This window comes from Curtobacterium sp. NPDC086286, assembly GCF_044746255.1.
In the GTDB taxonomy this organism is placed as follows: domain Bacteria; phylum Actinomycetota; class Actinomycetes; order Actinomycetales; family Microbacteriaceae; genus Curtobacterium.
In genome coordinates this window covers 712,846-733,041 of the sequence record NZ_JBIVBW010000001.1, presented here as the reverse complement: position 1 = coordinate 733,041, position 20,196 = coordinate 712,846, and the positions used below count along the sequence as shown (strand labels likewise).

Here is a 20,196-nt window from a genome sequence, read left to right as displayed (position 1 = left end):
GCGCCTTAACGCCCGTCCCTGGGGGGCTCGCCCCGCCCGCGGGGGTGGCCGGCCCGTCGGGCGGGTCGCGCGCGCCGCCCTGGACCACCCTGACGACGGACGGGAGGCGCGGGGCCAGCGGGCACCGCGCCTCCCGTCCGGAACGTCGTCACGCCCGTCGATCAGGCCCCTTCGAGCTCCTCGGGAACGCTCGCTTCGGTCCCCGGGATCCCGAGGTCGGACGCGCGCTTGTCGGCCATCGCGAGGAGGCGGCGGATGCGCCCGGCGATGGCGTCCTTCGTCATCGGCGGGTCCGCGTGCTGGCCGAGCTCGTCGAGGGACGCGTCGCGGTGCTGCAGCCGCAGCGAGCCGGCGTACTGGAGGTGGTCGGGGACCTCGTCGCCGAGGATCTCGAGCGCACGCTCGACCCGCGCGCACGCGGCGACGGCGGCCTGCGCGGAGCGGCGGAGGTTCGCGTCGTCGAAGTTGACGAGACGGTTGGCGGTGGCACGGACCTCGCGGCGCTGGCGCATCTCCTCCCAGTCGGCGGTGGTGCGGGCGGCGCCCATCACGGTCAGCATCTGGCCGATGGCCTCGCCGTCGCGGATGACCACGCGGTGCACACCGCGGACCTCACGGCCCTTCGCCGCGATGCCGAGCCGCGAGGCGGCACCGACGAGGGCCATCGCGGCCTCGTTGCCGGGGCAGGTGACCTCGAGCGCGGCGGCACGACCCGGGTCGGTCAGGGTGCCGGCGGCGAGGAACGCTCCACGCCAGATCGCGGCGAGGTCCTCGCGGTTGCCGGTGGTGAGCCGGTTCGGCAGACCGCGCACCGGGCGGCGGCGGGCGTCCATGAGGCCCGTCTGCCGGGCGAGGGTCTCCCCCGCCTCGAGCACGCGCACGAGGTACCGGGTGCCACGACGGGCTGACGCGGACGACCCCACCGACGCCTCGCTCCGCACGCCGTACAGCTCGGCGAGGTCCTTGCGCACACGGTGCACGATGATCCGGGTGTCGAGTTCGACCTCGACGGCGATCCGGCCCGAGATGACGTGCAGGCCACCCGCGAACCGCAGGATGGTCGCGAGCTCGGCAGCGCGGACCGTGTTGCGGTTCACGACGACCCGGGCCAGTTCGTCCTTGACCTCGGCAGTCAACGGCACAGCATCATTCCTAACGTTTCTTCTGGTGGGGTCCGCGTGCCCGGCGCACGTCGTGTGGAGCGGCCGGAGGGACGGTCACTCTCGGCCGAGGTCTCGGTTCTTCACACGCACGGCGACGTCGGGCATCCCGCGGAGGAGGTTCGCCAGCTCGGCGACGATGGCGACCGAACGGTGCTTGCCGCCGGTACAGCCGATGGCGATCGTAGCGTGTCTTTTGTTCTCGCGCTGGTACCCCTCGAACACCGGCTCGAGGACGTCGGCGTAGCGCTCGACGAACGTGCGGGCTCCGGGCTGGGCCAGGACGTAGTCCGAGACGGGTCGGTCGAGGCCCGTGTGCGGGCGGAGTTCCGGGACCCAGTAGGGGTTCGGCAGGAACCGCACGTCGGCCACCATGTCGGCGTCGGCGGGCAATCCGTACTTGAACCCGAAGCTCATCAGGGTCACCTGGACACCCGTGAAGTGGTCGTCGGCGAACTGCTCGGTCACGGCGTTCGCGAGTTGGTGGATGTTCAGGTCGGAGGTGTCGATGACGAGGTCCGATGCCTCGCGCAGGGCAGCGAGCCGGCTGCGTTCGCGGCCGATGCCGTCGAGCAGCGTGTCCTCGCCCTGGAGCGGGTGGGGCCGCCGCACCTGCTCGAAGCGCCGCACGAGGACCGCGTCCGTCGCCTCGAGGAACAGCACCCGGACGCGGGCCGAGGCGCTCTTGCGCACCTGCTCGACCGCCTGCTCGGGGTCGGTGAAGAACCGGCCGCCGCGGACGTCGACCACCGTGGCGATCTTCGGGATCTTCTCACCGGCACGGTCCGCGAGCTCGGTGAGCGGCGCGAGCATCTGCGTCGGGAGGTTGTCGACGACGTACCAGCCGAGGTCCTCGAGCGCCTTCCCCACCGTCGAACGACCGGCTCCGGACATGCCGGTGACGATGAGGATGTCGTGCTGCTGCGGCGATCGTGTCGGCGCTGGGACGCTGTCGGTCATCTGGGAGTGGGCTCCGTCGTGGCGGCCCGGGCGCGTCGCCCGGGGAGGTCTCGGCTGCGGGACAAGGGTATCGCCCGGACGCCGGGCTCGGGGCCCGTCATCCGGTCGGGTGCGGTCCGTCCGTCGGCCCTGGCCCGTCGGTCGGGTGCGGTCCGTCGGTCGAGTGCGGTCCGTCGGTCGGGTGCGGTCCGTCGGTCGGGTGCGGTCCGTCCGTCGGCCGCACGGGAGGTGCGGTGTGCGTCATGCGGGCAGGTGCGGGCCGTCGTCGGTCACCTCGGGGAGCCGGGCCGGCCCTCCGGAGCGGGTGGCTGCTGACTGCGTGGCGGCTGCCAGGTCGGGCGCGCTGGCTGGGCCGGGCGCGCTGGCGGTGCCCGGTTCGCCGGTTGCGTCGGCCGCGCTGGCGGTGCCGGGTTCGATCGCCGTGTCCGGCGCACCGACCCCGTCGGGAGCGCTCGTCGGCGTCGGGGCGCCCGCGGCCTCCGGCGCGCTCGTCGGCGTCTGCGCGAGCTTCGTGACCACGGCCGCCGCCGTCGCCGGCCCGACGCCGTTCACCTCGGCGATCTCATCCGCCGTCGCCTCGCGCAGGCGCGCCACCGACCCGAAGTGCTTCAGCAGCGCGTTCACCCGGGTGGGCCCGAGACCCGGGATCTCGGACAGCCGCGACCGGACGTCCCGCTTCCGCCGGGTCCGCTGGTGCGTGATCGCGAACCGGTGCGCCTCGTCGCGGATGCGCTGGATGAGGAACAGTGCCTCGGAGTTGCGCGGCAGGATCACCGGGAAGTCGTCGTCCGGCAACCAGAGTTCCTCGAGCCGCTTCGCGATCCCCACGAGCGCGATGTCGTGCACCCCGGCCTCGTCCATCGCGCGCTTCGCCGCCTGCACCTGTGGCTGCCCGCCGTCGACGATGAGGAGCTGCGGCCGGTACGCGAACCGCTTGGTGGGCTTCGAGCCCTCGACGACCTCGTCACTGGTGACGTCGGGAACGTCCGGCAGCTCGGCGTCCTCGTCGAGGCGCGCGAGCCGGCGGGACAGCACCTGGTACATGCTGTCGGTGTCGTCGGTGGTCTCGGCGATCGAGTACCGCCGGTACTGGTCCTTGCGGGGCAACCCGTCCTCGAACACGACCATCGACGCGACGACGTTCGTCCCCTGCAGGTGCGAGATGTCGTAGCACTCCATGCGGAGCGGTGCCTCGGTCATGCCGAGGGCGTCCTGGATGTCCGCCAACGCCGCTGACCGCGTCGTGTAGTCGGCGGAGCGCTTCGTCTTGTAGAGCATGAGCGCCTGGGCAGCGTTCTGCGCCGCGGTCCGGGCGAGCCCCGCCCGGTCACCCCGCTGCGCGGTGCTGAGCTTGGTGCCCCGACCGCCACGGCGTTCGCTGAGCCACTGCTGCAGCGCGTCGGCGTCCTCCGGCAGTTCCGGCACGACGACCTCGCGCGGGGGCTCCTCGCCCGTCGCGTACTGTCCCTGCACGATCTGCTCGATGAGGTCGCCCGTCGAGATGTCGAGTTCCTTGTCGACGACCCACCCGCGCACACCGCGGATGCGCCCGCCGCGCACCGAGAACAGCTGCACGGCCGCGGCGAGCTCGTCCTCGGAGATGCCGAACAGGTCGAGGTCGACCGAGTCGCGGAGCACGACCGCGGACTTCTCGAGCACGGCCTCGAGCGCGCCGACCTGGTCGCGGAACTTCGCGGCCTGCTCGTACTGCATCGCGTCGGCCGAAGCGGCCATGCGCTGCCGCAGCTGGGTGATCACCCGGCGGTCGTAGCTCGCCATGAAGCGCACGAACTCCTCGACCAGCGCACGGTGCTCGGCGATCGTGACCTTCTGGGAGCACGGACCGCCGCACTTGCCGATCTGCCCCGGGAAGCACGGCTTGCCGGTCTGCATCGCCTTCTTGTACGACGAGTCCGAGCAGGTGCGGATCGGGAACACCTTGATCATCAGGTCGATCGTGTCGTGCACCGCCCAGATCTTCGGGTACGGCCCGAAGTACTTCGCGCCCTTGATCTTCCGGTTCCGGGTGACCATCACCCGGGGCGACTCCTCGCCCAGGGTGATCGCCATGTACGGGTAGGACTTGTCGTCCCGGAACTTGACGTTGAAGGGCGGATCGAACTCCTTGATCCACGTGTACTCGAGCTGCAGCGCCTCGATCTCGGAGCCGACCGTCGTCCACTCGACGCTCCGTGCCGTGAGCACCATGCGCCGGGTGCGCTCGTGCAGCGTCGGCAGCGGTGCGAAGTAGTTGCTCAGCCGGGCACGGAGGTTCTTCGCCTTGCCGACGTAGAGCACCCGGCCGGCTTCGTCACGCCAGCGGTAGACGCCCGGATCAGTGGGGATCTCCCCCGCCTTCGGACGCCACGGGACGGTGTCCGCCACCTACCGAGCACCCGCCTTCTGCTTCGCCTTCGGCCGCTTCTGGCTCGCCGTGCGTGCGCCGACCGCCTGTTCCTTGCCGACCCGCGCGTCCTGCGCGTCGAAGATCTCCTTGAGGAAGACCCCGGTGTGGCTCTCGGGCACGTTCGCCACGTGCTCGGGCGTCCCCGTCGCGAGGACCGTCCCGCCGCCGGATCCACCCTCGGGTCCCATGTCGATCAACCAGTCCGCCGACTTGATGACGTCGAGGTTGTGCTCGATCGTGATGACCGTGTTGCCCTTGTCGACCAGGCTCTGCAGCACGAGGAGCAGCTTGCGGACGTCTTCGAAGTGCAGACCGGTGGTCGGTTCGTCGAGGACGTAGACCGTCCGGCCGTTCGACCGGCGCTGGAGCTCGGTGGCGAGCTTGACGCGCTGCGCCTCGCCCCCGGAGAGCGTCGTTGCGCTCTGCCCGAGCCGGACGTAGCCCAGCCCGACGTCGACGAGCGTCGCCATGTACCGGTGGATCGCGGAGATCGGCTCGAAGAACTCGGCTGCCTCGCTGATCGGCATGTCGAGGACCTCGGAGATGTCCTTGCCCTTGTAGTGCACCTGCAGCGTCTCGCGGTTGTACCGCGCACCGCCGCAGACCTCGCACGCGACGTAGACGTCGGGGAGGAAGTTCATCTCGATCTTGATCGTGCCGTCACCGGAGCAGTTCTCGCAGCGACCGCCCTTGACGTTGAAGCTGAAGCGACCGGGCTGGTAGCCGCGCGCCTTCGCCTCGGGCGTCTCGGCGAAGAGCTGCCGGATCCGGTCGAACACACCCGTGTAGGTCGCCGGGTTGGACCGCGGGGTCCGACCGATCGGCGCCTGGTCGACGTGCACGACCTTGTCGAGCTGGTCGAGCCCCTTCACGCGGGTGTGCTTGCCCGCGATGTGCCGTGCGCCGTTGAGCTGGTTGGCGAGCACCTTGTAGAGGATGTCGTTGACGAGCGTCGACTTGCCCGAGCCGCTCACCCCGGTGACCGCGGTGAACACCCCGAGCGGGAAGTCCGCGTCGATCGACTTGAGGTTGTTCGCCCGCGCACCCTGCACGCTGATCGTGCGCTTGAGGTTGACCTTGCGACGCTCGGCCGGGACCTCGATCGCACGTCGGCCCGCGAGGTAGTCGCCCGTGATCGATTCGCGGTTCTCGATGATCCCCTCGTACGAGCCGGAGTGGACGACGTTGCCGCCGTTCACACCCGCGCCGGGGCCGATGTCGACGACCCAGTCCGCCGTGCGGATCGTGTCCTCGTCGTGCTCGACGACGATGAGCGTGTTGCCGAGGTCCTTGAGCTTCACCAGGGTGTCGATCAACCGCCGGTTGTCGCGCTGGTGCAGCCCGATGCTCGGCTCGTCGAGGACGTAGAGCACGCCGGTCAGACCGGACCCGATCTGGGTGGCCAGACGGATGCGCTGCGCCTCGCCGCCGGACAGCCCGCCCGCGCCACGGGAGAGCGTCAGGTAGTTCAGACCGACCTCGAGCAGGAACTCGAGCCGCGCCCGGATCTCGCGCAAGACCGCCGCCGCGATGTGCGCCTCGCGCTCGGTGAGGGTGAGGCTCTCCATGAAGCCGTACGCGTTGTCGAGCGACATGTCCGTCACGTCGGCGATGCTGCGGCCGTCGACCGTCACCGCGAGCACCTCGGGCTTGAGGCGAGTGCCGTCGCAGACCGGGCAGGGGACCTCGCGCAGGTAGCCCTGGAAGCGCTGCCGCTGCGAGTCCGACTCGGCCTCGGCGAACTTGCGCTCGATGTAGGGCATGACGCCCTCGAACCCGCTCGTGTACCGCATCTCGCGGCCGAACCGGTTGCGCCAGGACACCGACACCTGGAAGTCCTTGCCGGTGAGGATCGCTGCCTGCACCGAGGCGTCGAGACGGTTCCACGGGGTGTCCAGGTCGAACCCGAGGTCCTTGCCGAGGCCGGCGAGGAGCTTCTCGAAGTAGGAGTAGAGCCCGCTCGTGCCCGTCCACGGCAGCAGGACGCCGTCGCGCAGGGACGCCTCGGGGTCGCCGAGGACGAGGTCCGGGTCGACCGACATGCGGGTACCGAGGCCGGAGCACTCGGGGCACGCGCCGAACGGCGCGTTGAACGAGAACGTGCGGGGCTCGATCTCGGTGAGCGCCAGCGGGTGGTTGTTCGGGCAGGAGAGGTTCTCGGAGTAGGTCCGGACCGCACCGGGTCCCTCGGCGTCGACGAGGTCGATCGCGACCGTGCCGTCGGTCAGGCGCAGTGCCGTCTCGAGCGAGTCGGTCAGACGCCCGAGGATGTCCTCGTTCGCGACGAGACGGTCGACGATGACGGAGATGTCGTGCTTGACCTGCTTCTTGAGCTTGGGCGGGTCGCTGAGCTGGATGCGCTCCCCGTCGACGATCGCGCGGGCGTAGCCGGACGCCGCCAGTTCTTGGAAGAGGTCGACGAACTCGCCCTTCTTCTTGGAGATGACGGGCGCGAGCACCTGGAACCGCGTGCCCGACTCGAACTCCATGAGCTGGTCGGCGATCTGCTGCACGCTCTGCTTGCTGATCACCTCACCGCAGACGGGGCAGTGCGGGATGCCGATGCGCGCCCAGAGCAGACGCATGTAGTCGTAGACCTCGGTGATGGTGCCGACCGTCGATCGCGGGTTGCGGTTCGTCGACTTCTGGTCGATCGAGACCGCGGGCGAGAGCCCTTCGATGAAGTCGACGTCCGGGCGGTCGACCTGCCCGAGGAACTGGCGCGCGTACGCGGACAGCGACTCGACGTAGCGGCGCTGTCCCTCGGCGAAGATCGTGTCGAACGCCAGCGAGGACTTGCCGGATCCGGACAGACCCGTGAACACGACGAGCGAGTCGCGTGGGATCTCGAGGTCGACGTCGCGCAGGTTGTGCACGCGGGCGCCGCGCACGCTGAGCGTGGAGGTGCTGTGCGGTGCCGTGCCGCCGGGGATGTGGAGGTCTACGGGCTCGCCGAAGGCATTCCGGCCCGACGTCGAGGTTCCGCGGTCAGAGGTGATGGTCATCGTCGTCGATTCTACGAAGCGGCACCGACATTCGGCCGCGATGGACGGTCAGACGAGTGCGTCGAGAGCGAACGCGACCCCGGCGGCACGCTCGCTCGCCACCCACAGCCGGGCGGCCTCGGCCCGGTCGTGGGCCCGCGGTTCGGCCCGGACGACCGCTGCCGGCCCCCGGAGCTGCATCCAGCCCGACGGCCCCCAGTACTCGCCGGATCGGACGCCGTCGGCGATCGCCGCGTGCACGAGCGGGTCGGCGCCGGCGTCCTTGCCCTGGGCGTAGAGCCGCTGCGCCGGACGGGTCCACGCCGGCTCCGATCGGGACGATGCGACGTCGGGACGCTCGGGTGACAGCAGGTCGAGCGAGAACCCGGGGTGGGCGACGACGCTGGAGACCGGTGACCCGGCATCGGCGAGGCGTTCGGCGAGCTCGAAGCCGAAGAGCATGACCGCGAGCTTGCTCCGCCCGTACTGGCGGTAACTCGAGTAGTGGCTCGCGCCGAGCGGGTCCGACGGGTCGAGCCGTGCCCACCGGTGTGCGATCGACCCGAGGTGCACCACGCGCCCCGCGCGTCGGTCGAGCAGTGGGAGCGTCAGCGCCGTCCAGGCGAAGTGCCCGAGGTGGTTCGTGCCCACCTGCAGCTCGGTGCCCTGGGCCGTTCGCTGCATCGTGCTCGCGCCCACCACGCCGGCGTTGTTCACGATCGCGTCGACACCCTCCGGCTGCAGCGCCGCGAGCTCGTCGGCGGCTGCCCGCACGCCGTCGAGGTCGGCGAGGTCGAGGTGCACGTGCGCGAGGTCGGCGCCGTCCACGTGGCGACGGATGCTCCGCTCGGCCGCCGCAGCGCGCTCGCGGCTGCGGGTCGCGAGGACGACGCGGTGACCGGCGGCGGCGAGCTGCTCCGCGGCGAAGTACCCGAGGCCGGCACTCGCACCGGTGACGACGACCGTGCGACGAGACCCGTCGCGCGCGGCGCGCGCGCCGGCGTCAGCTGACATGGCCCGCCGACTCCATCTGGCGGAGCGCCTTCTTGAGGTCCTGCACCTCGTCGCGGAGCCGTGCGGCGAGTTCGAACTTCAGCTCGGCCGCCGCCTGCAGCATCTGCTCGTTGAGGTCGCCGATGGTCGCTTCGATCTGCATCGCCCCTTCGCCGGCGATCCCGCCGCGCTTGAGGTTCGGCGTCGGCGAGCGTCGGCCGTCCGCTCCGGGGCGACCTTCGAGCAGCGCCTTCGTGTCGTCGTTCTCACGCGCCAGGATCTCGGTGATGTCGGCGATCTTCTTGCGCAGCGGCTGCGGGTCGATGCCGCGCTCGGTGTTGTACGCCACCTGCTTCTCGCGGCGCCGGTCGGTTTCCTCGATCGCGGTCTTCATCGAGTCGGTCATCTTGTCGGCGTACATCAGCACCTGGCCCGACACGTTGCGGGCGGCACGACCGATCGTCTGGATGAGCGACGTCGACGAGCGGAGGAAGCCCTCCTTGTCGGCGTCGAGGATCGCCACGAGGGAGACCTCGGGCAGGTCGAGCCCCTCGCGCAGGAGGTTGATGCCGACGAGCACGTCGTAGACGCCCTGGCGCAGTTCGGTCAGCAGCTCGACGCGCTTGAGGGTGTCGACGTCGGAGTGCAGGTACCGGACCCGGACGCCGGCGTTGCCGAGGAAGTCGGTGAGTTCCTCGGCCATGCGCTTGGTCAGCGTCGTGACGAGGACACGCTCGTCCTTCTCGACGCGCTGGTTGATCTCCTCGAGCAGGTCGTCGATCTGGCCGTCACTCGGCTTCACGACGATCTCGGGGTCGACCAGGCCCGTCGGGCGGATGATCTGCTCGACGACGCTGTCGGTCACGCCGAGTTCGTACCGGCCCGGGGTCGCCGACAGGTAGACCTTCTGGCCGGAGCGCTCGAGGAACTCTTCCCAGGTGAGCGGCCGGTTGTCGAGGGCGCTCGGCAGCCGGAACCCGTGCTCGACCAGCGTGCGTTTGCGGGAGGCGTCCCCTTCGTACATCGCGCCGATCTGCGGCACGGTGACGTGCGACTCGTCGATCACGATGAGGAGGTCGTCCGGGAAGAAGTCGAGCAGGCAGTGCGGCGGTTCCCCCGCGGCACGGCCGTCCATGTGGCGCGAGTAGTTCTCGATGCCGGAGCAGAAGCCGATCTGCTCCATCATCTCGATGTCGAACGTGGTACGCATCCGGAGCCGCTGGGCCTCGAGCAGCTTGCCCTGCCCCTCGAGCTCGGCCAGGCGCTCGGCGAGTTCGTCCTTGATCGTGGCGATCGCCCGGTGCATGACCTCGGTGTCGGCGACGTAGTGCGACGCCGGGAAGATCGACACGGCGGGCATGTCCTCGATCACGTTGCCGGTGAGCGGGTGGAGGTACGACAGGGCCTCGACCTCGTCGCCGAACATCTCGATGCGGATCGCGTGCTCTTCGTACATCGGGATGATCTCGAGCGTGTCGCCGCGGACCCGGAAGGTCCCTCGTGCGAAGTCGACGTCGTTCCGCTGGTACTGCATCGCGACGAACTTGCGGACGAGCTGGTCGCGGGAGATCGTCTGGCCGACGTGCAGCGCGACCGACGCGTTCATGTACTGCTCCGGCGTCCCCAGGCCGTAGATGCAGGACACCGTCGAGACCACCACGACGTCGCGCCGGCTGAGCAGCGAGTTCGTCGTCGAGTGCCGGAGCCGCTCGACCTCGGCGTTGACCGAGGAGTCCTTCTCGATGAAGGTGTCCGTCTGTGGGACGTAGGCCTCGGGCTGGTAGTAGTCGTAGTACGAGACGAAGTACTCGACGGCGTTGTTCGGCAGCAGGCTCCGGAACTCGTTCGCGAGCTGGGCCGCCAGGGTCTTGTTGTGCGCGAGCACGAGCGTCGGCCGCTGCACCTGCTCGATGAGCCACGCGGTCGTCGCCGACTTGCCCGTACCGGTCGCACCGAGCAGTACGACGTCGGTCTCACCGGCGTTGATACGACCGGCCAGTTCGGCGATCGCCGCGGGCTGGTCGCCGCTCGGCGAGTACTCGCTGATGACCTCGAACGGGCGGACCGCGCGCGTGGGCTCGATTGACACTGCCATGCCCACCACGGTAGTCGGCACCCCTGACACCGGAGCCGTCTGCTCGCCCTCGGCGTATCGTCCACGCCAAGCACGCTCCGAGACCGCTGATAGGGACCCGGCATAGCCTCCGATCCGTTCAGCAACCCGACTCGCTCTCACTCCCCGAAGAGGCCCCCATGACGACGGCGACCCCCGCCGCACCGACGAAGGGCACCCCGTTCCGCGGACGCATCCGCGGACGAGTGCTCATCCTGCTGTGCTGCATGTACGCGATCTCGTACATCGACCGCACCAACATCTCCACGGCGCTCCCCCACATCACCGAGGACTTCGGCTTCAACGAGACGACCGCCGGGCTCATCGTCTCCGCCTTCGCACTCCCCTACGCCCTGCTGCAGGTCTTCGGCGGCACGATCGCCGAGAAGTTCGGTCCCCGGAAGGCCCTGTTCGTCATCACCGTGATCTGGGGTGTCGCCACCCTCTGGACCGGGTTCTCGGTCGGCTTCTGGACGCTCTTCGCCGCCCGCGCGCTCCTCGGCCTGAGCGAGGCCGCCGCGTTCCCCGCCGCCACCCAGGCCATGAGCCGCTGGATCCCCCGCGACCGCAACGGCTTCGCACAGGGCGTCGTGCACTCCGCGGCGCGCCTCGGCAACGCCCTCGCACCGCTCCTCGTCGCCTGGGTCATCGGTGCGACGGGCAGCTGGCGGTGGGCCTTCTTCGCGACGGCCGTCCTGTCCATCGCCTGGGCGATCGTCTGGTTCGTCTGGTTCCGCGACAAGCCCGAGGACACCGCCGGCATCCAGCAGGTCGAGCTCGACGAGCTCCCGCCCGTCGAGACCCGCGCCACCCGGCCGCCCGTCCCGTGGCGCACGCTGGCCCGGCAGATCTCCCCGGTGACCTTCGTCGACTTCGGGTACGGCTGGGTGCTCTGGGTGTTCCTCACCTGGATCCCGACGTTCCTCAGCGACACCTACGGCCTGCCGATCAGCCAGTTCGCCCTCTTCACCACGCTCGTGCTCCTCGCCGGCGTCGTCGGCGACACCGTCGGCGGGATGCTCAGCGACCGGATCATCCACCGCGGCGGCGACAGCCGGAACGCCCGGAGGATCGTCCTCGTCATCGGCCTCGGTGGCTCCCTCGTCTGTCTCGTCCCCCTCGTGATCGGGCAGGGCCTGGTCGTCGCGACGATCTCGCTCGCCCTCTCGTTCTTCTTCCTGGAGCTCTGCAACGCCAACCTCTGGGCCATCCCGATGGACGTCGCCCCGCAGTGGTCCGGCACCGCGTCGGGGTTCATGAACACCGGCTTCGGCATCGCCGGCGTGATCTCGCCGATCGTGTTCGGCGCGCTGATCGACGCCTCCGGCTGGCAGCTGCCCTTCGCGCTCTCCTGCGCGCTGCTCGCCGCCGCGGCCGTGGTCGCGTGGTTCATGAAGCCGAAGCGGCTCACGATGACGGACGGCGTCCTCGAGATCGGCGTCCCGAAGGCCGAGCAGCACGCCGGCTGATCCGCGTCGCGACGACCGCGACACGCTGCGGACGGGAGGCGCGGTGCCAGCCCGACCCGCGCCTCCCGTCCAGCACTGCGCACGACGGGAGGCGCGCTGCGGGCCCGACCCGCGCCTCCAGACCCCGCCCGGTGCGGGCGACGCCCCATCGGCGGACGCGCTCAGCGCGTCGACCGCCGCCCGACGTCGTCCGTCTCCCCCACGAGCGCATCGTCCGGCTCGACCGGCTCGACCCGCGGTTCCGGGGCGACCACCGGCACGGCACCAGCACCCGCACCCCGAGCAGCCGCCTCCCGCTTCCGCGCCCGCGCCGCCCGCTGCCCACGCGATGACAACGACGGCCGCCCCGTGAGCGGCACGCTCAACGGCGTCCACCGGAACAGCTCCGTCACGGCCACCGACAGCACGAGCACGAGCACGTAGGTGACCAGCGTGAGCCAGGGCTGGGGCACGACCCGTTCGAGCCAGCTGTCGCCGTACAGCAGGATCCAGATCGCGAACGGGTGGCTGAGGAAGATGCCGAACGACCGGTCCGAGCCGTAATCGACGACGCGGGCGAGCGCGCTCCCGGGCCGGCGCCGATCCGCCCAGCGCGCGCCGATCGCCAGGAACCCGACGAACACGGCGCTGCTCCAGAGCACCTGGACGGGCTGCAGGGGCGTGCCGGCGGCGTAGAGCGACTGCCCGAGACCGACCTGCAGCCACCACACGCCGAGGGTGAGCGCGCCGACCCCCGCGAAGCCCCAGAGGACGGCGCGGCGGTGCACGCGGATGAACCGGAGGAAGGCATCCGCGTGGTCAGCGGCGATCGCGCCGGACACGATGAAGAACACGTACGAGAAGAAGAACTGCTTCTGGTAGCCGTGCATCCACGCGTCGCTGGCGGGGAAGTACTTGTACCCGGCGAAGACCACGAGCTGGAACACGAGTGTCACCGCGAGGACCGCGACGTGGTGGCCGCGCGTCCTCCGGACCAGCCACGCGATGACCGGCAGGAGCAGGTACACCTGCATCGTCACGAGCAGGAAGTAGAGGTGGTACCAGGAGACGCCGGTGACGATGCCCTCGGCGTACGTGCGCACGAGGTCGGGCACGTCGCCGCGGCGGGTGGCGCTGAGGAGCCAGGACGACGCCACGTAGACGAACGACCACGCCAGGTAGGGCACGCCGACGAGCAGGAAGCGCTTCGGCCAGAACTGGGCCATCGGCCGCGGGCGGAGCGTGTAGCTGTAGACGAGCACGAAGGCCGTCAGCGAGAAGAAGACCAGGCGGGTGAAGTGGAGCAGGCCGAGCAGGGCGTTCAGCGGGACGTCGTCGGCGGCGACCGTGTGACTGGTGGTGTGCACGCCGATGACGCAGGCGAAGGTCAGGATGCGGAGGACGTCGACCTCGTAGAGGTGCCGCGGCTTCCCCTTGGCGGTGCGGGTCGGCGTCTGCACCCGACGGTCGGCAGCGCCGGCGGTGGGCGTGGCGGCGTCGGCGGTGGGCGTGGCGGCGTCGGCGGTGGGCGTGGCGGCGTCGGTCACGGGTGTTCGGCCATCGTCCGCACCTTCGCCCGCTGGACCTTGCCGGTCGGCGCGCGCGGCAGGTCGGGCACGACGACGATCTCGACCGGACGGCGGAACCGTGTGAGGTGCGCCTCGGCTCGCGCGGTGAGGTCGGCGACCAGGGCCTCGGCGTCCACGGCCTCGTCCGGCTGCGGGATCACGTAGGCGATCGGCACCGCGCCGAGGACCTCGTGCGGCCGCCCGACGACCACGGCCTCGAGCACGCGGTCGTCGCCGAGCAGCACGTCCTCCACCTCGGAGGGGTACACCTTCTCGCCGCCCCGGTTGATGACGTCGTCCGAGCGACCGGCGAGCGACACCCAGCCGTCCGCCGAGACCGATCCGACGTCGCCCGTGCTCAACCAGCCGTCCGCGTCGAAGCGCTCGGCTGCGCGACCGAAGAGGTAGCGGTGGACGATGCCCTCGCCGCGGATCCAGAGGGCACCGACCTCGTCGGCGGGCAGCACCGTGCCGTCCTCGCCCCGGACCTGCACCTCGGATCCGACCGGCACGCCGACGGTCCCGACGTGTGCGGGTGCACCGAGCGGCGTGGCGGTGATCTGCGACGCCCCCTCGGTCATCCCCCAGCTGACGACGAGCGGGACGTCGCCGAGCGCCTGCCGCACCGGATCGGGCAGCGGAGCGGAGGCGCTGCGGACGAACCGGAGGCCCTCGGGGAAGTCGAGCGGACCGGTCTTCGCGAGGACCGCGAGGATCGCCGGGACCGCGTTCAGCCAGGTGATCCGGCGCTCGGCGAGCAGCTCCCAGAAGCCGGTGCGACGGAACCGCCGGTCGAGCACGAGGGTCCCGCCGGCCACGAGGGTCGCCAGCAACCCGACGACCTCGGCGTTCACGTGGAAGAGCGGGAGGGAGTTGAACCCGCGGTCCTCCGGCGTGAGGCGGTTGTGCTGCGCCACGGCCCGGGCCACGAACAGCAGCTGCGACTCGGGCAGCTCGACGCCCTTCGGGGTTCCGGTGGAGCCGGAGGTGAAGAGCACGACGGACCCCTCGCCGGGTGCGTCCGGGTTCTCCGACGGCAGGTCGCCGTCGCGGACGGATGCCGGGAGGAACGTGGCCGCATCGATCCCGCTCGCCGGCGCCCCGGGGACGGTCGCGTCCACGGCGCGGTCCGACACCACGAGCGAGGCGCCGCCGATCAGGTCGGCGAGACGGCCGGGTTCCGAGGTCGGCTGTCCGGTGTCGACGGGGATCGCCCGCCGACCGGTCGCGAGGGCGGCGAGGTGCACGACCGCGAACGAGAGCGGATCGGCGAGGTCGACCAGGACCGCCCCGGACGGCGCGACGCCGATCGCGTCGAAGGTCGACGACCACGCCGACACCGCGTCCTCGAGCGCGCGGTAGGTCAGGACGCGGTCACTGCGCGCGTCCTCGAGGTAGCTGCGCTCCCCGTCCTGCGCCGCGCGGGCACGGATGGTCGAGCGCAGGTCGGGTCGTTCGCCTGCTTGCTGCACGGACTCAGAGTATTGCGGGATCCTATGACCGGTCCGAGGGGAAGCGGTGGAGCAGCCACTGCCACAGCGTCTCCATCCGCGGGAGCCCGTCGCGGCCGATCGGGGTCGTGTCCTTGATCGTGCGCGAGTGCGACTCGGCCGGCGACCCCACCGCGATGTCGGTGAGGATCGCGTGCGGGTCCTCGTCGGGTCCGGGCGGCGCGGTGTCGGTCCGGAACGGCCCGTCGGGACCGTCGAGCCCGAGCACTTTCCAGGAGCCGCGGATCCGCGGGCCGAAGACGTCGCGCACGTCGTCGATCGCGTACATCCGGGCGACCGGTGTCCGCCCCGGGCGGTCCATCCAGGCCGCGTGCTCGCTGCCCAACGACTCCACGGGCGAGGAGAACATCAGCGCGCCCCGCACCGGCCGGATGTGCGCGATGTACGCCGCTTCTCCACCGCCCTGCGAGTGCCCGGCCACCACGATGTCCTGCCAGGCGATGTCCGAGTCGCCCTGGACGAACCGTCCCCACCCGCCGTCCGGGTCGTGGTCGTCGAGGTAGGCGATCGCGTCGCGGAACCGCGAGACGATCGAGCCGGCCGGCTGCACCGAGCTGAACCGTGACGGCCGGGTGCCGTCGAACCGGTTCCGCTGCACCTGCCCGTAGCAGTGCGGATCCGCCTCGCACGTCCCCGACAGCGTCTTGCCGAGGTTCCAGTAGTCGAGCCCGAGCACGTGGTACCCGTCGCGCAGCGCCGCGGACAGGAACAGCTGGTAGTCGGCGGGCCGGGCGCGGGTCGCCGGCAGGAACAACAGCAGCGGGCCGCCGGAGTCGGTGCGTGCCGCGAAGTCGTCACGGTTCGGCTCGAGGCGCTGGCCGTTGATCGTGCCGAGGCGGAAGCGGTGGAACTCCCCGACCGGACCGTGCTCGTCGCCGCGCGGTCGGTCGGCTGCGGACACCCGGCCGTGTTCCGCGACCCGATCGCCACCGAGGACGTTCGCCGCGACGAGCGACGCGGCGCCGATCGCCACGAGGAGGACGGCCGCGAGGACCAGGAGCACCCGGTGCTTCATCGGCCGATGCGCTCCCAGACCTCGTCGGCGGATCGGATCGTGTCGGCGAGGGTGCCGGTGGCGTCCACCACGTGGTCGGCCAGCGCCAGTCGGTCGGCGTCACTCGCCTGTGCGGCGACGCGGCGCTCGGCTTCGTCGCGGGGCATGCCGCGGTGCTCCACGAGCCGCTCGATCCGCTGGGCAGCGGGTGCGTCGACCACCACGACCGCGTCGAACCGCAGTGGACGACTTCCCCGGGCTTCGGCGAGGAGCGGCACGTCGTAGACCACGACGGCGTCCGGGTCCGCTGCCTCGGCTGCGTCGAACGCCGCCTGGGCGAGACGCCAGACCTCGGGGTGGGTGATCCCCTCGAGGTCCTTCCGCGCCGCGGCGTCGGCGAACACGATCGCGCCGAGTGCCGGCCGGTCGAGCGAACCGTCGGGGGCGATGACGCCGGGGCCGAACCGCTCGGCGACCTGCGCGAGGCCCGGGCTGCCGGGAGCGACGGCGTCGCGCGCCAGCCGGTCGGCGTCCACCACGGCCGCACCGTGCTCGGCCCAGCGGCCGGAGACGGTGGACTTGCCCGCGGCGATGCCGCCCGTGAGACCGATGATGCGCACACCGACAGGCTACCGACCCGCCACCTCCGGAACGGCCGGAAGCCCGGCACCCCTTCTCAGGGATGCCGGGCTTCCGGTACGGCTGCGCCGCTCGATCAGTTGGTCGAGCTGAGCTTCTCGCGGAGCGCTGCGAGCGAAGCGTCGTCGGCCAGGGTGCCCTGACCGTTCGACTCGGTCGCGAACGTCGAGGACGACGACGACGAAGCGGTCGCCGGGAGGTCGAAGCCACCCTGCGCCTCGTCGGCGATGGTCTTCGCGACCTGCGCCTTGTGGGCTTCCCAACGCGACTGGGCGGCAGCGTACTGACGCTCCCACTCCTCGCGCTGGGTGTCGAAGCCCTCGAGCCACTCGTTCGTCTCCGGGTCGAAGCCGTCCGGGTACTTGTAGTCGCCCTTGTCGTCGTACTCGGTCGGCATGCCGTAGAGCGCCGGGTCGAACTCGGAGCCTTCCGGGTCCACGCCCTCGTTCGCCTGCTTGAGGCTGAGCGAGATGCGACGACGGTCGAGGTCGATGTCGATGATCTTGACGAAGACCTCGTCGTTGACCGAGACGACCTGCTCGGCGAGCTCGACGTGCTTGTTCGAGAGCTCCGAGATGTGCACGAGGCCCTCGATGCCGTCGGCAACGCGGACGAAGGCACCGAACGGCACGAGCTTCGTGACCTTGCCCGGTGCGATCTGGCCGATCGCGTGGGTGCGGGCGAAGACCTGCCACGGGTCTTCCTGCGTGGCCTTGAGCGAGAGCGACACGCGCTCGCGGTCCAGGTCCACCTCGAGGATCTCGACGGTGACTTCCTGACCGACCTCGACGACCTCGCTGGCGTGCTCGATGTGCTTCCAGCTGAGCTCGGAGACGTGGACGAGACCGTCGACGCCGCCGAGGTCGACGAACGCACCGAAGTTGACGATCGACGACACGATGCCCTTGCGGACCTGGCCCTTGTGGAGGTTGTTGAGGAACGTGGTCCGGGACTCGGACTGCGTCTGCTCGAGCAGCGCGCGGCGCGAGAGGACGACGTTGTTCCGGTTCTTGTCGAGCTCGAGGATCTTCGCCTCGAGCTCCTGACCGAGGTACGGCGTGAGGTCGCGGACGCGACGCAGCTCGATGAGCGACGCCGGGAGGAAGCCGCGGAGGCCGATGTCGACGATCAGACCGCCCTTGACGACCTCGATGACCGTACCGGTCACGACGCCGTCGGACTCCTTGATCTTCTCGACGTCGCCCCAGGCGCGCTCGTACTGCGCACGCTTCTTCGACAGGATGAGGCGACCTTCCTTGTCCTCCTTCTGGAGAACCAGGGCCTCGACCTCGTCGCCGACCTCGACGACCTCGTTGGGGTCGACGTCGTGCTTGATGGAGAGTTCGCGCGAGGGGATGACACCCTCGGTCTTGTAACCGACGTCGAGGAGGACCTCGTCGCGGTCGATCTTCACGACGGTGCCGGAGATGAGGTCTCCGTCGTTGAAGAACTTCAGGGTCTTCTCGACCTCGGCCAGGAAGTCATCAGCCGAGCCGATGTCGTTGATGGCGACCTGCTTGGGAGCCTTGGTCGTGGTGGTTGTCATGTAGAGATTGCTCCGAACGGACATGAGTCGGGCCGAGACGGCGAGGGAGCGACCCCCTGGTCCGAACCGGATGCCGGTTCGAGCCGTCCTGGCGATGTGTTTGGTGAGCGCGGATTGCGCCGCACAAGTCTAACCGCAGCGAGCGAGCGCCCACAACCGGGCGTGTCGGATCGTGTCGGCCCCGATCGATCAGCCGAGCAGGGCGCTGCGGAGCGTGTCCAGACCGATGCTGCCGAGCGCGAGGGCCCGGTGGTGGAACGCCTTGAGGTCGAACGACGCACCCTCGCGGGCGGCCACCTCGTCGCGGATGGACTCCCAGACGCGCTGACCGACCTTGTACGACGGCGCCTGCCCGGGCCAGCCGAAGTAGCGCGCCACCTCGAACTGCACGAACTCGTCGGACATGTTCACGTTCTGGCGCATGAAGTCGAGGGCGTACTCCCACGTCCAGGCACCACCGTCGGGGTTCGTCTTCTGCAAGTGGACGCCGATGTCGAGCACCACCCGGGCCGCACGCATGCGCTGCCCGTCGAGCATGCCGAGCCGGTCCCCGTCGTCGTCGAGGAAGCCGAGCTGCTCCATGAGGCGCTCGGCGTAGAGCGCCCAGCCCTCGACGTGCCCCGATGACCCGGACAGCTGCCGACGCCAGGTGTTCAGCTCGCCGCGGTTGTAGACGCCCTGGCTGATCTGGAGGTGGTGGCCGGGGACACCCTCGTGGTAGACCGTCGTCTTCTCGCGCCAGGTGCCGAACTCGGTCACGCCCTGCGGTACGGACCACCACATGCGGCCGGCGCGCGAGAAGTCGTCGGACGGGCCGGTGTAGTAGATCCCGCCCTCTTGTGTGGGGGCGATCCGGCACTCGAGGCGCTTGATCGGGTCGGCGATGTCGAAGTACTTGCCGTCCATCGCCCGGATCGACTCGTCGCTCGTCTCCTGCATCCACCGCTGCAGGGCGTCGGTGCCGTGCAGCACCCGCGCCGGGTCTGCGTCGAGGACCTCGATCGCCCGGGCGACGCTCGCACCGGACTCGATGCGGTCGGCGATGCGCTCCTGTTCGTCACGCATCCGCGCGAGTTCCTCGATCCCCCACTGGTACGTCTCGTCGAGGTCGACGACCGCACCGAGGAACCGCCGGGAGTGCAGCTCGTACGCCTCGCGCCCGACGGCGTCGACCGGCGTCGCGAGCGGCATCAGCTCGTGCTCGAGGAACTGCCCGAACGACCGGTACGCAGCAGCGGCGACCTCGGCACCGCGGGCGAGCTCGGCCCGGAGCGGCTCGGGCACCGTGCCGCCGTCGTCGAAGGCGGCACCGTCGACCAGCTGCCGGAAGACGCCGTCCGCCGCGCCGGTGCGGGTGGCCTGCTCGGCGATGAGCGCGACCTGGCGACGAGCGGGCGTGACGTCCTCGCGCGTTCCCTCGAGCAGGGTCTCGCGGATACCCTCGATCGCGTCGGGGAGCGCGTGCAGCCGACTCGCGATGTCCTGCCAGTCGGACTCGGTCGCGGTCGGCATGAGGTCGAGGACGTCGCGCACGGACTGCGCCGGGCTGGCGATGACGTTGAGGTCGCGGAGGTGGAGCTTGCGGTCGAAGGACTCCTGGACGAGGTCGAGCTCGGCGCCGAGGTCGGTCTTCGTCACCTCGTCGACGGCGTCCACCGCGTCGGCCGCGTCCAGTGCACGCTTCGCGGCGCGCGCCGCGTCCGCCATGGCCGCCGCACCGGCGGGCGACGTGTCGCCGTACTCCCCCGTGCGCCCCGGGACGCCGATGTACGTGGCGACGGTCGGGTCGAGGTCGACGAGGGTGGACACCCAGTCCTCGGCGACGCGGTCGACGGCGGAGGGCTGGCGGACGGGACGGTCATCGGTCATGCTC

Annotated in this window: 13 protein-coding genes; 1 reads left to right on the top strand and 12 read right to left on the bottom strand. The window is 70.6% G+C overall.

Translation table 11 applies throughout. The features are described from left to right. Positions 1-161: 161 nt before the first annotated feature. The 6 genes from whiA to uvrB all read right to left on the bottom strand — a co-directional run bounded on the left by whiA (position 162) and on the right by uvrB (position 10,587). Entirely contained in the window at positions 162-1,142 is a 981-nt protein-coding gene (whiA, locus tag ACIPKM_RS03480) for a DNA-binding protein WhiA (RefSeq protein WP_070416210.1), read from the bottom strand. Positions 1,143-1,217: 75 nt separating this feature from the next. Beyond that, complete coding sequence (gene rapZ / locus ACIPKM_RS03475; protein ID WP_070416211.1) at positions 1,218-2,120, bottom strand: RNase adapter RapZ; 903 nt, start codon at positions 2,118-2,120, stop codon at positions 1,218-1,220. A 240-nt stretch (positions 2,121-2,360) separates the two neighbouring features. Continuing rightward, positions 2,361-4,505 (bottom strand): excinuclease ABC subunit UvrC, encoded by a 2,145-nt coding sequence (gene uvrC, locus ACIPKM_RS03470; protein WP_071296302.1) that lies wholly within the window; start codon positions 4,503-4,505, stop codon positions 2,361-2,363. Beyond that, positions 4,506-7,532: an excinuclease ABC subunit UvrA gene (uvrA, locus tag ACIPKM_RS03465; protein WP_139199561.1), complete on the bottom strand. Its 3,027-nt coding sequence runs from the start codon at positions 7,530-7,532 to the stop codon at positions 4,506-4,508. Positions 7,533-7,580: 48 nt separating this feature from the next. Beyond that, complete coding sequence (locus ACIPKM_RS03460) at positions 7,581-8,525, bottom strand: SDR family NAD(P)-dependent oxidoreductase (RefSeq protein WP_402736171.1); 945 nt, start codon at positions 8,523-8,525, stop codon at positions 7,581-7,583. Continuing rightward, positions 8,515-10,587, bottom strand: a complete 2,073-nt coding sequence (gene uvrB, locus ACIPKM_RS03455) for an excinuclease ABC subunit UvrB (protein ID WP_402736179.1) — start codon at positions 10,585-10,587, stop codon at positions 8,515-8,517. The genes ACIPKM_RS03460 and uvrB overlap by 11 nt, the downstream gene beginning before the upstream one ends. 170 nt (positions 10,588-10,757) lie before the next feature. Between uvrB and ACIPKM_RS03450 the strand changes: the two genes are divergently transcribed. Continuing rightward, entirely contained in the window at positions 10,758-12,086 is a 1,329-nt protein-coding gene (locus ACIPKM_RS03450; protein ID WP_070416214.1) for an MFS transporter, read from the top strand. Between the two features lie 161 nt (positions 12,087-12,247). On the opposite strand, the gene ACIPKM_RS03445 is transcribed toward ACIPKM_RS03450, so the two are convergent. The 6 genes from ACIPKM_RS03445 to ACIPKM_RS03420 all read right to left on the bottom strand — a co-directional run bounded on the left by ACIPKM_RS03445 (position 12,248) and on the right by ACIPKM_RS03420 (position 20,192). After that, the gene (locus ACIPKM_RS03445; RefSeq protein WP_402736170.1) at positions 12,248-13,612 is read right to left on the bottom strand and encodes an acyltransferase; all 1,365 of its coding nucleotides are present in this window, start codon (positions 13,610-13,612) and stop codon (positions 12,248-12,250) included. Next, positions 13,609-15,105 (bottom strand): class I adenylate-forming enzyme family protein, encoded by a 1,497-nt coding sequence (locus ACIPKM_RS03440; RefSeq protein ID WP_402736169.1) that lies wholly within the window; start codon positions 15,103-15,105, stop codon positions 13,609-13,611. Before ACIPKM_RS03440 ends, ACIPKM_RS03445 begins: the two co-directional genes overlap by 4 nt. 22 nt (positions 15,106-15,127) lie before the next feature. Beyond that, positions 15,128-16,159: a BPSS1187 family protein gene (locus ACIPKM_RS03435; protein ID WP_402736168.1), complete on the bottom strand. Its 1,032-nt coding sequence runs from the start codon at positions 16,157-16,159 to the stop codon at positions 15,128-15,130. Continuing rightward, complete coding sequence (coaE, locus tag ACIPKM_RS03430) at positions 16,156-16,758, bottom strand: dephospho-CoA kinase (protein WP_402736167.1); 603 nt, start codon at positions 16,756-16,758, stop codon at positions 16,156-16,158. The genes ACIPKM_RS03435 and coaE overlap by 4 nt, the downstream gene beginning before the upstream one ends. A 95-nt stretch (positions 16,759-16,853) precedes the next feature. Next, a complete protein-coding gene (rpsA, locus tag ACIPKM_RS03425) occupies positions 16,854-18,323 on the bottom strand; it encodes a 30S ribosomal protein S1 (protein WP_070416219.1) in 1,470 nt (489 codons plus the stop codon). A gap of 189 nt (positions 18,324-18,512) precedes the next feature. Then, complete coding sequence (locus ACIPKM_RS03420) at positions 18,513-20,192, bottom strand: DUF885 domain-containing protein (protein ID WP_402736166.1); 1,680 nt, start codon at positions 20,190-20,192, stop codon at positions 18,513-18,515. Between the last annotated feature and the right edge of the window lie 4 nt (positions 20,193-20,196).